The organism is Dehalococcoidia bacterium (assembly GCA_040902535.1).
Lineage (GTDB): Bacteria > Chloroflexota > Dehalococcoidia > DSTF01 > JACRBR01 > JBBDXD01.
Genome location: JBBDXD010000003.1, coordinates 158,887 through 172,782, shown reverse-complemented (window position 1 = coordinate 172,782; position 13,896 = coordinate 158,887). Strand labels below are relative to the sequence as shown.

At 66.2% G+C, this 13,896-nt stretch carries 14 protein-coding genes; all 14 read left to right on the top strand.

What is annotated here, in order from left to right; all coding sequences use genetic code 11:
- The first annotated feature begins 194 nt into the window (after positions 1 to 194).
- The 14 genes from WEB52_02130 to WEB52_02065 all read left to right on the top strand — a co-directional run bounded on the left by WEB52_02130 (position 195) and on the right by WEB52_02065 (position 13,891).
- Positions 195 to 515 (top strand): EAL domain-containing protein, encoded by a 321-nt coding sequence (locus WEB52_02130; GenBank protein MEX2225231.1) that lies wholly within the window; start codon positions 195 to 197, stop codon positions 513 to 515.
- 173 nt (positions 516 to 688) lie between these two features.
- Entirely contained in the window at positions 689 to 1,207 is a 519-nt protein-coding gene (locus tag WEB52_02125) for a DMT family transporter (GenBank protein ID MEX2225230.1), read from the top strand.
- Between the two features lie 107 nt (positions 1,208 to 1,314).
- Positions 1,315 to 3,003, top strand: coding sequence for a PEP-utilizing enzyme (locus WEB52_02120; GenBank protein MEX2225229.1), 1,689 nt, complete (start codon positions 1,315 to 1,317; stop codon positions 3,001 to 3,003).
- Positions 3,004 to 3,019: 16 nt separating this feature from the next.
- Positions 3,020 to 3,862: a PEP/pyruvate-binding domain-containing protein gene (locus tag WEB52_02115; GenBank protein MEX2225228.1), complete on the top strand. Its 843-nt coding sequence runs from the start codon at positions 3,020 to 3,022 to the stop codon at positions 3,860 to 3,862.
- Positions 3,859 to 5,328, top strand: a complete 1,470-nt coding sequence (locus tag WEB52_02110) for an MFS transporter (GenBank protein ID MEX2225227.1) — start codon at positions 3,859 to 3,861, stop codon at positions 5,326 to 5,328. Before WEB52_02115 ends, WEB52_02110 begins: the two co-directional genes overlap by 4 nt.
- Positions 5,329 to 5,441: 113 nt before the next feature.
- Entirely contained in the window at positions 5,442 to 5,822 is a 381-nt protein-coding gene (locus WEB52_02105; GenBank protein MEX2225226.1) for a hypothetical protein, read from the top strand.
- A gap of 265 nt (positions 5,823 to 6,087) precedes the next feature.
- Entirely contained in the window at positions 6,088 to 6,648 is a 561-nt protein-coding gene (locus WEB52_02100) for a hypothetical protein (GenBank protein ID MEX2225225.1), read from the top strand.
- A gap of 740 nt (positions 6,649 to 7,388) precedes the next feature.
- Positions 7,389 to 7,634, top strand: coding sequence for a hypothetical protein (locus WEB52_02095; protein MEX2225224.1), 246 nt, complete (start codon positions 7,389 to 7,391; stop codon positions 7,632 to 7,634).
- A gap of 47 nt (positions 7,635 to 7,681) precedes the next feature.
- Positions 7,682 to 8,161, top strand: a complete 480-nt coding sequence (locus tag WEB52_02090; protein ID MEX2225223.1) for a TadE family protein — start codon at positions 7,682 to 7,684, stop codon at positions 8,159 to 8,161.
- A 44-nt stretch (positions 8,162 to 8,205) separates the two neighbouring features.
- Positions 8,206 to 9,477, top strand: coding sequence for a hypothetical protein (locus WEB52_02085; protein MEX2225222.1), 1,272 nt, complete (start codon positions 8,206 to 8,208; stop codon positions 9,475 to 9,477).
- 12 nt (positions 9,478 to 9,489) lie between these two features.
- Entirely contained in the window at positions 9,490 to 10,299 is an 810-nt protein-coding gene (cpaB, locus tag WEB52_02080; GenBank protein MEX2225221.1) for a Flp pilus assembly protein CpaB, read from the top strand.
- Between the two features lie 59 nt (positions 10,300 to 10,358).
- On the top strand, positions 10,359 to 11,588 hold the full coding sequence (locus tag WEB52_02075; GenBank protein MEX2225220.1) for a response regulator: 1,230 nt from the start codon (positions 10,359 to 10,361) through the stop codon (positions 11,586 to 11,588).
- A 3-nt stretch (positions 11,589 to 11,591) separates the two neighbouring features.
- Positions 11,592 to 12,920: a CpaF family protein gene (locus tag WEB52_02070; GenBank protein ID MEX2225219.1), complete on the top strand. Its 1,329-nt coding sequence runs from the start codon at positions 11,592 to 11,594 to the stop codon at positions 12,918 to 12,920.
- Between the two features lie 2 nt (positions 12,921 to 12,922).
- Entirely contained in the window at positions 12,923 to 13,891 is a 969-nt protein-coding gene (locus tag WEB52_02065) for a type II secretion system F family protein (protein ID MEX2225218.1), read from the top strand.
- Positions 13,892 to 13,896: the final 5 nt, after the last annotated feature.

Sequence of the window (13,896 nt, the reverse complement as noted above, 5' to 3'; positions counted from 1 at the left end):
TCGATTCGTCGAGGATGCGCACGATGCGCGTGCCCCGACCTCACGCCGGCCCAAACTCCGTTGCCGCGAGATATCAGGCCAGCACTACGACGCAATAAGTGTGACGCCGTAATGCTGCATCAGTCCGGCAATCGCCGCCAGATCACTACGATAGCCACCACGAACCAAAACGTAACCAGAGACAGCGTCGTCCAATCGACGACTTTGGCACAGGCTATTCCTCCCTGAGCTACCTCAGGCAGTTTCCCTTCGACATTCTGAAAATCGACAAGTCCTTCATCGATGGGGCGGGCGACGAGCACAACGGACACGAGTTGACGGCAGCGATCATCGAACTTGCGAAGACGCTCCAGTTGACGGTGGTCGCCGAAGGTATTGAACGCCTCGAACAGCTCACGCGTCTGCGATCCCTGGACTGCGAGTTCGGCCAGGGCTTCTACTTCGCGACGCCGGCGGATGTTGGGACAATGGACGAGTTGCTGGCGGCGGCTGAGCGGGACTCGAGCGTCGCGTAACGCAGCCCTGTAGTCTACGTGTGCCGGATTTAGTAACTGCCCCTTCGAGGCATGAAGCTCCATCGTGTGCTTCCCTGTTAGCGTGGCGGACTATGCGTGCAGGCTCGGGCGCGCACGTGGCGGCGTAATGCCGTCTAATCGATAAGTTTGAACTCTGGCACTGGGAGGTCATCATGACGAGCACGCTCTATCTCTCGCTCGCGATCCTGGTCGGCGCCGGCGTTGCCACGCAGACGGCACTGCTGGCGGCGATGGGCCGCGACAAGGGGCCATACGAAGGCACATGGATCAACATGCTCGCGGCAATCGGCGGACTCGCCATCCTCTTTGTCGCGCGGGGGATGATCGGGCGCTCGCCGATGCTTCCGGTCCCGTTCAGCCACGCTGCGGCATTCGTTGTGGTCGTCGGCCTCGCCGGCGCGGCGCTCGCGATTTCGGTGCGCGGGCTGAACCCCGTGTACGCGATCACCGGCCTCTTTGCCGTCGCGTACCTGCTGGCGATTGGCTACGGCGCCCCGAAGATCGGCATCGCGCTCTTCGTGGCCGGCGTGACGGCGGGGCAACTCGGCGGCGCACTGGTGTACGACCATGTCGGCGCGTTCGGACTCGACGTGCATTACGCCAGCCTGACGCGCATCGCCGGGCTTGTCGTCGTGCTCGCCGGGGCGCTGATCGTGCGATTCGCGCCCTAAGCCTGGGTTCACAGGATTGGGTCTAGGCTGGACGCGCGTTGAAGCGGTAGGATAGCTGTCTTATCTGTCTTCCCTTGGGCAAGGGCACATTCAGGAGCAGCGGAGCCATGACGACCAGCACCACGAGCGCCGACCAGCAGGTACCGGCTGGCGACTTCCCGATCACATGGGACGACCCACTCGATGCTGAATTCCCATGGTTCCAGGACGTGATGCACAACCCGCTGCCGATCACGCCGCTCACCGCCACGCTCTTTCAGCCGGCGTTCGCAGAGGGCGCGGGCCGGGCGATCGGCAGGCTCTCGATGCCGGTCGAGGGCCTGAATGTCACGATCCAGAATGGCTACGTCTACCTGGGACCACGGCCGGTGCTCGGCTCGCCGGACGAGATGGAAGCGCGCTTCGCCGAGATGCAGCGGCTGACGATCGAGCTCACTTCGACCGTGCTCAAGGACTGGCGGGAGACGTTCGAGCCGATGGTGCTGGCAAAGTGCGATCGCGTGTTCGCCTTCGACTACGACAACGCGTCGACGCGCGAGACCGCGCAGTTCGTGCGGACCCTGCGCGACGAACTGGTCGACGCCTGGGACATCCACATGCGGGTGAACATCCCGCCAATGAACGCCGTCTTCGGGTTCGAGGAAATGCTCGGCGGGGCGCTGGGCCAGGAGGCCGTGCAACAGTCGCGATTGTTGCTGCAGGGCTTCGATAACAAGTCCGTGCAACTGGGACGCACGCTCTGGTCGCTGAGCCGCTGGATCCGCGGCATCGACGGTCTTACCGAGGCGATCGCCGCTGCGAGGGTGCGCGACGGTGCGGTCGACATCGGTGATCACGGGCAAAGCGGCGCGTTCCAGGAGCGCTGGCAGGAGTTCTTGGACACGTACGGCTGGCGCTCCGACCGCTTCATGGAGTTCGGGCACAAGTCGTGGCGCGAAGATCCGTCGACGCCGCTGACGCAACTCAAGGGCTACCTGCGCATCGATGACGCGCAGGATCCGTTTGCGGGGCACGGGCGCTTCGTCTCCGAGCACGAGGCGATCGCCGCGAAGATCGAAGGGCAATTGCCTCCAGAATTGCGGCCAGTGTTCCGTATGATGCTTCCGCTCGCGCAGCAGTACATTCCGATCGCGGAAGACCACAATTTCACCATCGACCAGAAGTTCACGATGGTCGTGCGCTCGGCGATCCTGCGGCTGGGCCACAAGCTCGCGGCCGAAGGCGCGCTCCGCGATCCGGAGTCGATCTTCTACCTGACGTTCGATGAGATCTGCGACATCGCAGACGGGACGACGCCGGATGGGCTGGACGAGCGGGTGCGGCAGCGGCAGCGCGAACTGGGCAGGCAGGCATCGATGAAGGCGCCGACGATGATCGGCACGCCGCCGCCGGCGGATGTGCCGCCGGATCCGGTCGTGACCAAGTTCTTCGGCGTCGGGCTCGTGCCATCGAGCGACGCGTCAGTGATCACGGGGCACCCGTGCTCGACCGGCGTCGTCACCGGTGAGGCGAAGATCGTGCTGACACTGGACGAGGCGGGGAAGGTGAACCCCGGCGACGTCCTGGTGTGCCGGATGACGATGCCGGCGTGGACACCGCTGTTCGGCGTCGTAGCGGCGGTGGTCGCGGACAGCGGCGGCCCGCTATCGCACTGCGCGATCGTCGCGCGCGAGTACATGATCCCCTGCGTCGCCGGCACGGTGAACGGGACGGCGGTGCTGCGCGACGGGATGCGCGTGCGCGTCGATGGCGGCACGGGCATCGTCACGGTGCTCGACGAACGCAGGCGCGGCTGAGCGACGGGCGGCGACCATGAGGCCGATACGCTGGCTAGGTGACGACGATTGCCATCTGCACGAAGCGGTCGGCGGCAAAGCGGCGACCCTGAGCCGCTTCGCTTCCGTGCACCAGGTGCCGCCTGGTTTCGCCGTCGCGGCGCTGCCGGCGGCGATCGCTTCGCTGCCGGATCATTTGCAGGCCGAGATCCAGCGCGCGTACAACGTCCTCAGCGAGCGTCGCGGCGGGAACGACGTCCCGGTGGCCGTGCGCTCGTCCGCAATAGACGAGGACGGAGCGGCGGCATCGTTCGCGGGACAGCACGACACGTATCTCAATGTACGGGGCGCCCTGGCCGTCGTCGATGCGGTACACCGCTGTGTGCGCTCGGCGATATCGGGCGAAGCGCTGGCGTATCGCTCGCAGCGGGGCATCGCGCTGGAGGATGTGCTGATCGCCGTGCTCGTGCAGGAGCTTGTGCCTTCGGACGTGTCGGCGGTGGTATTCAGCGCGAATCCGCTGAACGGCGAGCGCGACGAAGTGATGATCAACGCCAACTGGGGCCTTGGCGAGAGCATCGTTGGCGGCAGCTCGACGCCCGACACGTTCATCGTCTCGAAGGCGCAGTTCCAGGTGTCCTGGCGCGATATCTCGCACAAGGAGCGCATGACCGTCCTCTGCGACAACGGCACGGCGGAAACCGATGTGCCGCTGGACATGCGCTCGCGACCGAGCCTGGACGACGACCAGATCCTGCGGATGGCGAGGCTCGCGCTTTCGCTGGAGGAAGCAGCGGGGTACCCGGTCGACCTCGAGTGCGCCATCGCGGACGACGTGCTCTACCTGCTGCAGTGCCGTCCGATCACCACGCTCGGGTGACCGGCGCCCAACGACTGCCGGTCCCACAACGCACGACGACGGGCCAGCCAAGAGTACCGCTGCTGCTCGCGCTGTCGTCGCTGGGCGCCGTGCTGGCGCCGCTCAACTCGACCATGATCGCCGTCGCGCTGCCGGAGATCCGGCAGGAGTTCGACCTGAGTCACGCGGCGGTGGGCTGGCTGATCTCCGGCTACCTCATCGCGATGGCGGTGGCGCAGCCGCTCGGCGGCCGGCTCGGCGATCAGATCGGCCGCACGCGCGTGTTGCGGACGGGGCTGCTGGCGTTCCTGGCGTTTTCCATTGCCGCGACGTTCGCGCCCTCGTTTGCGTTTCTCGTCGTCTTCCGCATCGGCCAGGCGATCGCAGGTGCGGTGCTCATCCCCAACGGCATGGCGATGCTGCGCACGATGGCGCCGCCGGATCAACTCGGGCGGCTCAACGGCCTCAACGGGTCGATCCTTTCCGCGGCGGCCGCGGCGGGGCCGCTGCTGGGCGCGGCGGCGCTCGCGATGGGCTCGTGGCGACTCGTTTTCCCGTTGAGCGTGCCACTCGTGCTCGTGGCGCTTGTGCTGCTGCAGAGGTTCCACATACACGAAGAGCGTGGGCCGGCTCGCACGCCGATCGACTGGGCGGGCACCGCATTGTTCGTCGGGCTGCTGACGGCGGTGACGCTGCAACTGGCATCGTTACGCGAAGGGGACGGCGCCGTGGAGACCGTGCTACGTTGGGCCGCGCTCGTCGCCTTGGCACTGGCGTTCGCGTGGCGGCAATACGTGACAACGTCGCCGGCTGCGGAGTGGCGCCTGTTCCGCGTGCGCTCGTTCGCAGCTTCGAGCGCGTGGATCTTGCTGACAAACCTGTCGATGTACACGACGCTGCTGATGATCCCGTTCTTCGTCCGCGACGTGCAGGGGAAGAGCACGGAGGTCGCCGGCCTGCTGCTCGGCGCGATGTCCGTGCTGGTGGCGATCACGTCGCCGTTCGGCGGCCATCTGTCGGACGCGTGGGGCAGGCGCCCGCTCGCCCTGATAGGTTCCGCGCTGGCGTTCGGCGGTTCCCTCGTGCTGCTGCTCGGCCTGAGCAGCGGCGTTAGCGCGTTCTACCTGGCGTTCAGCCTGGCGATGGTCGGTGTCGGGCTGGGTCTTGGCATCGGCGCGGCGACGACGGCGGCCATCGAATCGGCGCCGGCGATGTTCGCGGGCGCGGCATCGGGCACGAGTTCGATGATGCGGTACGCCGGGAGCATTTTGGGCGCGGGCGCGCTGGCGGGCGTGCTGCGCGACGGAGGCAGCGGAGCCGCTGACGTCGACACGTTCCGCCTGGTGGCGCTGGCGGTCGTGATCACGGCGGCGCTGGCCGTCGCGGCGTCCGTATTCATTCACAGGTTCGTCGCGCAGCCGATCGTCGCCGTCGGCGACAGCGATCCCGGCACGGCGATGGCGTCGCGCGGAGCGGCGGCGCGGTAACACCGAGCAACTCGTCAGATCAGGATCGAGTGTCACCGAATGTGCCGGATCCGCGGCGCGATCGACTCGACCGCGTCGGATCGCATGAATGCCACGCCTGCTACAAACAGATAATGATCAGTAGGCACGGCGTCCGCGTCGCGGTCGGCGGCAGCGGCGTGTTGGTCGGCGGCAGCGGCGTGTTGGTCGGCGGCAGCGGCGTGTTGGTCGGCGGCTTCGCCGTGTTGGTCGGCGGCTTCGGCGTGTTCGTCGGCGGCACAGGCGTGCTCGATGGCCTGGGCGTGCTCGTCGGCGCGACGGGCGTCTTGGCTACGACGGGCGTGCTCGTCGCGGCGACGTCCGGCCGCGCGGTCGGCGATGGCGGCGCGGCGTTCGTCGCGACGGCCGGCGGTGTCGCGTTGCGTTCTGGCGACGGCGCCGTCGTCGATCCGGCGCGCGCCGTCGCCTCACCGGACACGCCTCATCATAGAAATATCGGATTTCTAAGGGTATAGACGTAGGGGTTGGCGCGCCCCGGCGGGGGCATAAACTGAAGCCGCCCTGAAGCGGGGCCGGGGCGCGGGAAGAGCCGCTTCTGGGACCGGAGGCTACGAAGGGCAGTCTGGAGCCGCATGCCCGAGGCCCGGAATCGCCGCACCGAGACTGCGATGCAACCCTAACCTCCGCATCGCGTGGCTTTGCCGGAATGCCAAGCCGCGCCGTGTGCACGATCTCCATAGCCCCGAAGCATGGGCAAGGAGGACACATGGATACCTGGGTATGGCTTGGGATCGCGGTCGTCGTCGTGGCGCTGGGGCCTTCGCATGGCAGCAGGGCAGGCGGCAGCGCACGGAGCGGCTACAGTCGACGTTCGGCAACGAGTACGACCGCACCGTCGAACGGTCCGGCGACCGCCGGCAGGCCGAGTCGGAACTAGAGGAGCGGCGCGCGCGCGTCGAGCGATTGCAGCTGCACGAGATCCCGCCGGAGCAGCGGCAGCGGCTGCAGACGGCGTGGACCGAATCGCAGGCGCGCTTCGTCGATGAGCCCGACACCGCGATCGACGACGCCGAACGGCTCGTCGATGAGGCGATGAAGGCGCGCGGCTATCCCGTCGGCGATGACTTCGACCGCCGCTACGACGATCTGTCGGTGGAATACGCGCACGTGCTCGACAACTACCGCCGGGCGCGCGACGTCTCCGTCGCGCGGAACGAGGGCGGCGACGTTACGACGGAGGACCTGCGGACCGCGATGGTCTGCTATCGCGACCTGTTCACGGAGCTGTTGAACACGTCGGAGGGGCCGCCGGCGATGCGTGATTCACGGCGCACCGCCTGAGCCCGATCGGCATTGCAGGCCGCAACGAAACTGGCCGGGAGCGGGGCGGGCAAGGATGCCCCCCCCCGGACGGCGCCAATCCCACGAGCCGACTTTCGCTTCTTGACAATATGCGTCCACCGATGCATTTGACACGTGCCCGCGCCGCCCGCTGGATTCAACCGGAGCTTGACGGCGTCATGCGCCCGCCACATTGGACGGGTATGATGGCCTCTGCCGCGCGGTGGGCGCCGCCAAATGTCAATGGACGTTATTGACACCTTATTGAGGGCAGTGTTAGCTTCATTTCTGCCTTACCCGCACAGGCAACGCGGGCGCCGCTCGGGGTGGCTACGTCGCTCGCCAGACTGAAGTACGGACCAGGGGGCTCCCGCCCGCGCGGCCTGCAAGGCTGTGCGGGTTACGCGGCGTTTGGCCGGTTGGCAAGCGGCGTCAAGCGCGCATCGGCGTTACGCAACGACGGCGCGAGCATGGCGTTCTAGGGAGCGAAGACTGCTGCGGAGACGCAGATGGGGGAAGGCGCTCGCTCGTCGGGCCCCGCGCGCGCGAGAAGGCCGGAAGACCGGCGCTCGCCGCGAGAGGGCACACACCGCGCTCACACCAACACCCGCGCGGGGTGCGTTGCCGGAACCACGGAGGTGACGCAGGAAAGCCAGCTCACTCCCGACAGCAGAGGGATCATCGCTTCCGCGGGGCGGGGCGTGAATCAGCAATGACTAGAGGTAGCAGGAGGATCACAGGTGGTTAACGAGTTCATGCTTTCGGCCTGCACGTGGGCGCAGGCGCTCAAGACGGCGGCCATTGCGGCCGTGACGCCGGAAGACGGCCAGGACATCATGGAGTACGCCGTCCTCGCGGGCGGCATTGCGCTCGTGCTGGGCTTCGTGCTGTTCGTGGTCGGCGACAACTTCCTGCTCGCCGCCTTCGAGACGTTCGCGGAGGAGATCGAGGCCTGCGTCACGTTCGACCCGGCATGCGGTAACTAATCATTGCGCTGGAGGCGGGGCGTCCATCGCCCCGTCCCCTTCGAACCATGATTGGCAGACGGAACGTCCGAGAGCGCGGACAGGGCATTGTTGAGTTCGCGGTGATCTTTCCGATCTTCGCGTTCTTGCTCTTTGCCGTCATCGACGGCGGCCTCGTCATGGGCCGCTACAACAACGCAAACCAGGCGGCGGGCGTCGGCGCCCGGCTGGCGGCCACCAACACGCCGGTGAGCACCGTCCGCTCGGCAATACAGGATCAGATGCACGGCGAGATGTCCGGCCTGACGTGCGATGACAGCGAAGACGATGTGTGCATCGACTTCCGCACCGGGCCGAACGGCGAAGCGGCCGGCGACGTGGGCTCCATCGTCGTCGTGTACGTGCGCTACGAGTACGACCTGATCACACCCATCGTGGGTAATGCCACGGGTGGAGACTGGGACATCGACGCCTGTAGCGTGCAGCGCGTCGAACGGCCCATATCCGGATCCAATCTGAGTTTTGACCAGAACGTCACGGAATGTTGAGAACGAACCGGCCGCTGCGGTCCGCCGATGGAGAGGAGGGGCAAGTGCTCCTGCTCTTCGTCGTGCTGTTCTCCGTCATCCTCGCGATGGGCGCGATGTCGCTGGACCAGGGCTTCTGGCTGGGGCGGCACCGCGCGACGCAGGCGGCGGCTGATGCGTCCGCGCGCGCAGGCACGCTTGCATTTGTCGCAAACACGAACGCAAGTTCAGGTTGCGCGCCCGGGGATCCTCGGAGCGTGGCAGCATTGAACGCCGATTCCAATCGCATCGACGTGACCGTGGCAACGTGTTCGGGGCCCAACACGAGCTTCGCGGCTTCAGCAGACTGCCAGGGCGCGATCGACAGGCCGTCGGTGACGGCGGATGTGGGTCAGGAACTGCGCGCGTTCTTCGCCGGCGCGTTTGGCATCGATGACATCGAAACGCGCGCGGAAGCAACGGCGTGCGTGGGCACGATCTCAACGATGGGCATCGACCCGGGCCGTGACGATCATCTCATCTCGGCCTTGCCCGTCTACATTCAGAACAACGACACCTACAGCGGACGCGGCTGCTTCAACAATGGCGCGCCGAAGATCGGCCAGCAGTGCGTGATCGTACGCGCCTGCGAGCGCCAGGGTGGCAGCGGTAACAACCAGGATGACTGCACGTTCGGCAACGACCCGGTGCGCTCCGGCGTGTTCGAACGGACGGATCCCGACGAATGCGAAGGCGATCCGACTCAGGACGACATCCTTGACGCGATTCGGAATCGGGACATGGGCTTCCTGTGCAGCGTCGAAGATGGGAACGGGTGCCCCGGAGACAACGTGTGCGTCGACGCGGAACCGGCGCCAGACAACGTAAACGAGCACGCGGACATCATGAATGCGTTCGAGGTGCGATTGGCGAACGCGCCCCCGGAATGCGATGAGTTCGCCGAGTTGTTCCGGCGGTTCGATGGCGGGACCGTCGTGGCACCGTGGGACAGCGGCGGCAACCCGGACGAGACGGTGTACGTGCCCGACCAGGACTGCAATATGGGCGATTCTGGTCGCGCCGGCATACTCGTGTTCACCGAGGGCTCGTCGCAGCGCGTCAAGGGATTCGCAACGGTATACATCATCGGCTGTTTTACCGAGGGGACCAATTTCACCACGCAGGAAAACACGTGTAGCTTGTCGAGTCAGGACGATCACGATCAAGAACTCCGCGGCGTGCTCCTGCGGACGTACCTGCCGGAGACGGACCGCGGCGACCTGGGCCGCGTGAGCATCGATACGTCGGGGTCAAACCAGAACATCAACATTCCATTCACCACGCAGACGGTCGAGTAAGGAAAGACTTCTATGGCACGAACACTGACCGCAGGCGGCCCGGACCGGGCGAACCGGATGATCTTCTTCGGCGCGGTGGGCCTTGCGCTGCTGGCGGCGTTGCTGGTGTTCGCGGCGCTCGCGAACTTCGGCGGCGATGGCGGCACCGCCTCGATCGGCGACACGTTGGAAGTCGTCGTGGCGTCGCAGGACATCAGCCCCGGCGACGAGATCACCGGCGACATGGTCGAACTGGCGTCATTGCCGGTGAGCGTGCTGGTGGATGACGCGTTCACCGAAACGTCGCTCGTCGTGGGCACGACGGCGAACGCACGTCTCTTGCGCGGCGACCAGCTTGCGCCTTCAAAGGTGCAGGGCCTGGGCGACGAAGAGGCCGATGGTGTCGCCTTCATCATCCCGGACGGGATGCGAGCAGTCGCCGTATCGGTGACAGAAGAGACGGCCGGCGGCGGCAACATCTTGCCGGGCGATCACGTCGACGTGGTGGTCGTCGCGGCGACGACCGTGGACGGTGTCGATATCACGCGCGGCGTGCTGCTCCTGCAGGACATCGAGGTGTTGGCGGTGGCGCAGGAGACCCTGCGACCCGTCACGCGCGTCGATGTAGCCGGCGAGCCGCTTGAGACGGAAGACTCGGAAGGCACACTCTCCTCGCGAGATGGCGCGGAAGAAGACCCGGATGCGGCCACCGTGACGCTCTCCGTATTCCCGGAGGACGCGCCGCTGCTCGCGGTCGCGCAGGAAGAAGGCGCCGTTTACCTTGTGCTCCGTGCCATCGGCGATGGCGGGACGGTGGACGGAGTGGAGCGGGTGTTGCCGTAGGAGCCACGGCGATCGGCAGGGGAAGAACGCACGGATAGCACGAGAGAGGCAGACCGAGAGTGGCCAAAACACCGTCAGCGCTGATTGTAGACACGGACATCCAGGCGCGCTTCGACGTGAAGCAGGTCGTGAAAGCATGCGGCCTGACGATTGCGGGGGAGTGCGGATTCGGCATGGAAGCCGTGTCAACCGCGAACGAGTTGCGCCCTGACGTGGTGCTCATCGGCATCATGGAGCCCATGGAGCGGCCGCTGCAGACGGCTGAGTCGCTGCAAAGCCTGCTCCCGGAGACGCCGATCCTGGTGTACTCGGAGTTAAAGGACGTCGAGACGATCCGCAAGGCGATGATGGCGGGCGCGCGCGACTTCCTCACCAAGCCGATCAAGCCGGAGACGCTGCGCGCTTCGGTGCTCGCTTCGCTGGAAGCCGAAGAGAAGAAGAAGCTGCGCCAACTCGGCCAGTTGCCGACCGCCGCGACGTCCGGCACGATCGTGACGATCTTCGGCGCCAAGGGCGGCATCGGCAAGTCGACGATCTCGACGAACGTCGCGGTGGCGCTGGCGCGCATGGAGCGCTCTTCGGTCTGCGTGGTAGACCTCGACAACGGCTTCGGCGATATCGCCGGCATGCTCGACGTGAAGCCCGAACGCACGCTCGCCGACCTGGTGCGCGACGTCGACCAGCTCGACCGCGACGACATCCAGCGCTACGTGACGCGCCACGAGCTGACGGAGCTGGACGTGCTCGCCGGCCCGACCGTGCTCGAATGGCGCCGCATCTCGCCGGACGAAGTGCGCCGCGTCGTCGAGGTGCTGGCGCAGAACTACGACACGGTGATTCTCGACACGTCGGGCATGCTCAACGAACTGGCGGAGATGGCCGTCGAGATGGCGACGATCGTGCTGTGGGTGACGACGACGGAGTACGCGAGCGTCAAGGACTCCCTGGAAGCGATGCGCGCGCTCAAGCTGCTCTCGTATTCGCAGGAGCGCGTGCGCATCGTCATGAACGCGATCTCGCCCGATGACGGCGTCCGGCCGAGCGTGGTGCAGGATGCGCTGCAGCGCGACGTGTTCTGGACCATCCCCTACGACAAGAAGGTGCGCCAGGGCACCCACCTGGGCCAGCCGATCGTGATCACCGCACCGCAGTCGATCGCGGCGAAGAGCCTGACCGACCTTGCGACGATCATCCATGGCGGCCGCATCGAGAAGGGCGGGAGGCTGCTCAGCGGGTTCCGCTGGCGGTCAGGCGGCGGGGCGCAGCAGATGGCAGAGGCGGGCGGCTAACACATGGCGATCGATACGACCTTCGGCAACGGCCGGTACGAGTTCCGCATCGACGACGAAGAAGGCGACGGCGACTACTTCGACGCGGTACACATGGTGCACCAGAAGATGCTGCAAGAGATGGACATGAAGTCCATCGAGAAGCTCGATACGGAGCACGCGACGGAAGCCGTGACCGTGGCCGCACGCCAGATGGTGCTGCAGACGTATCCCTCGCTCCTGGGCGATGACCGCGAGCGCGTCATCAAGCGCGTGATCGATGAAGCGATCGGCTACGGGCCGATCCAGCCCCTGATCGAAGACGACAACGTCTCCGAAGTCATGGTGAACGCGCCGGAGGAGATCTACTACGAGCGCGACGGCATCCTGTACCTGAGTTCGCTCAGGTTCAAGGACGGCACGCACATCATGCGGATCGTCGAGCGGATCATCGCGCCGCTCGGGCGCCGCGTCGATGAGTCGTCTCCGTACGTGGACGCGCGCTTGCCCGATGGCTCGCGCGTGAACATCGTCATTCCGCCGCTCGTGCCGCGCAGCCCCACGGTCACGATCCGGAAGTTCCGGCGCGAAAAGTTCAAGATCGATGACCTCATCGGCAACGGGACGATGACGGAAGAGACGGCGGAGTTCATGCTGGCGTGCGTGCGCCAGCGGCTGAACATCGTCATCAGCGGCGGTACCGGTACCGGCAAGACGACGCTGCTGAACGCGCTCTCATCGGCGATCCCGAACAGCGAACGCATCATCTCCATCGAGGACCCGATCGAGATGCGCCTGCAGCAGCCGCACGTGATCGCCATGGAGGCGCGCCCGCCCAACATCGAAGGCAGGAACGAGATCGCCCAGCGCGACCTGGTGCGCAACGCGCTCCGCATGCGCCCCGACCGCATCATCATCGGCGAGGTGCGCTCGGCTGAGGCATTCGACATGCTCCAGGCGATGAACACCGGTCACGAGGGCTCGCTGACGACGGTACACGCCAACTCGCCGCGCGACGCCGTCATTCGCATCGAAAACATGGTGATGATGGCCGGGTTCGACCTGCCGGTGCGGACGATCCGCGAGCAGATCGCGTCGGCGATCCACGTGATCGTGCAAATCGCCCGCTTCTCCGATGGCCGGAGGCGCATCGTGCAGGTCACCGAAGTCACCGGTCGCGAAGGCGACATGGTGAGCACGCAAGACCTCTTCGAATTCAACCAGCGCGGCCTCGATGACAAGGGGCGCGTCATGGGCGACCTCCGCCCGACGGGCATCGTCCCGTCGTTCGCGGACGAGTTTGCGCTGAGCGGCATATCGCTCGCCGCGATGGGCTTCGGGATGCAGGGATAGCCATGGAAATGCTGGCGGCGCTGTGTACCGGGTTCGCTGTCATGCTTTTCGTGTTGTACGTGGGGCGCCGACGGCTTTCGCGGCCGGAGATCGTGCGCATCCAGCGACTGGCGGACGAACCGGCTCCCACGCGACAGGTGATCTCCTGGGACGACCTGCGACGGCGTGGCCCTTCGAGCCTGCCCTTCCTCCGCGACGTACTGCTGCAAAGCAAGTGGGCGCTTGGCATGCAGTCGGAGATCGAGCAAGCGGGGCTGCGGCTGCGCGTTGGCGAATATCTCATTGCGCGGGGCGCGATTGCCGTCGTCGCGTTCGTGATGCTTGCCGCCTTGACCGGCGGCGCCGCCATCGGACTCGTCATCGCAGCGGTGGCCGCCGTCGTCGGCTGGCTGGCGCCGCGCGTGTGGCTGCGCATGCTGCGGCGGCGCCGCGTCGAGCAGATATCCAAACAGCTCCCGGAAGCGACGCAGATGCTCTCGAGCGCGCTGCGCGCCGGCTTCGCGTTTCAGCACGGCATCGACATGGTGTCGCGGCAGACGGAGCCGCCCCTCGCCGACGAATTCACGCGCGTCATGGTCGACCTGAACATCGGCATGGGTGTCGACGAAGCGATGCTCAGCCTGCTCGCGCGCGCTGACTCCGAGGACATGAACCTCGTCGTGACGGCGGTGCTCGTGCAGCGCGCAAGCGGTGGCAACCTGGCCGAGATCATGGACACCGTCAGCGAGACGATGCGCGAGCGCGAGCGCCTGGTCGGCGAAGTGAAGACGATGACATCGCAGCAACGGTTCTCCGGCACCGTGCTGACGTTCTGGCCGGTGGGACTGCTCGGCCTGTTCGCGCTCATGAACTGGGACCAAACGTCACTGCTCTTCACGACGGGGGCCGGCCAAATGCTGCTGCTCGTCGGCGGCGGCCTGCAGTTGCTGGGCTATCTCACCATCCGCCGCATCCTGGACATCGAGATCTAGAGGGT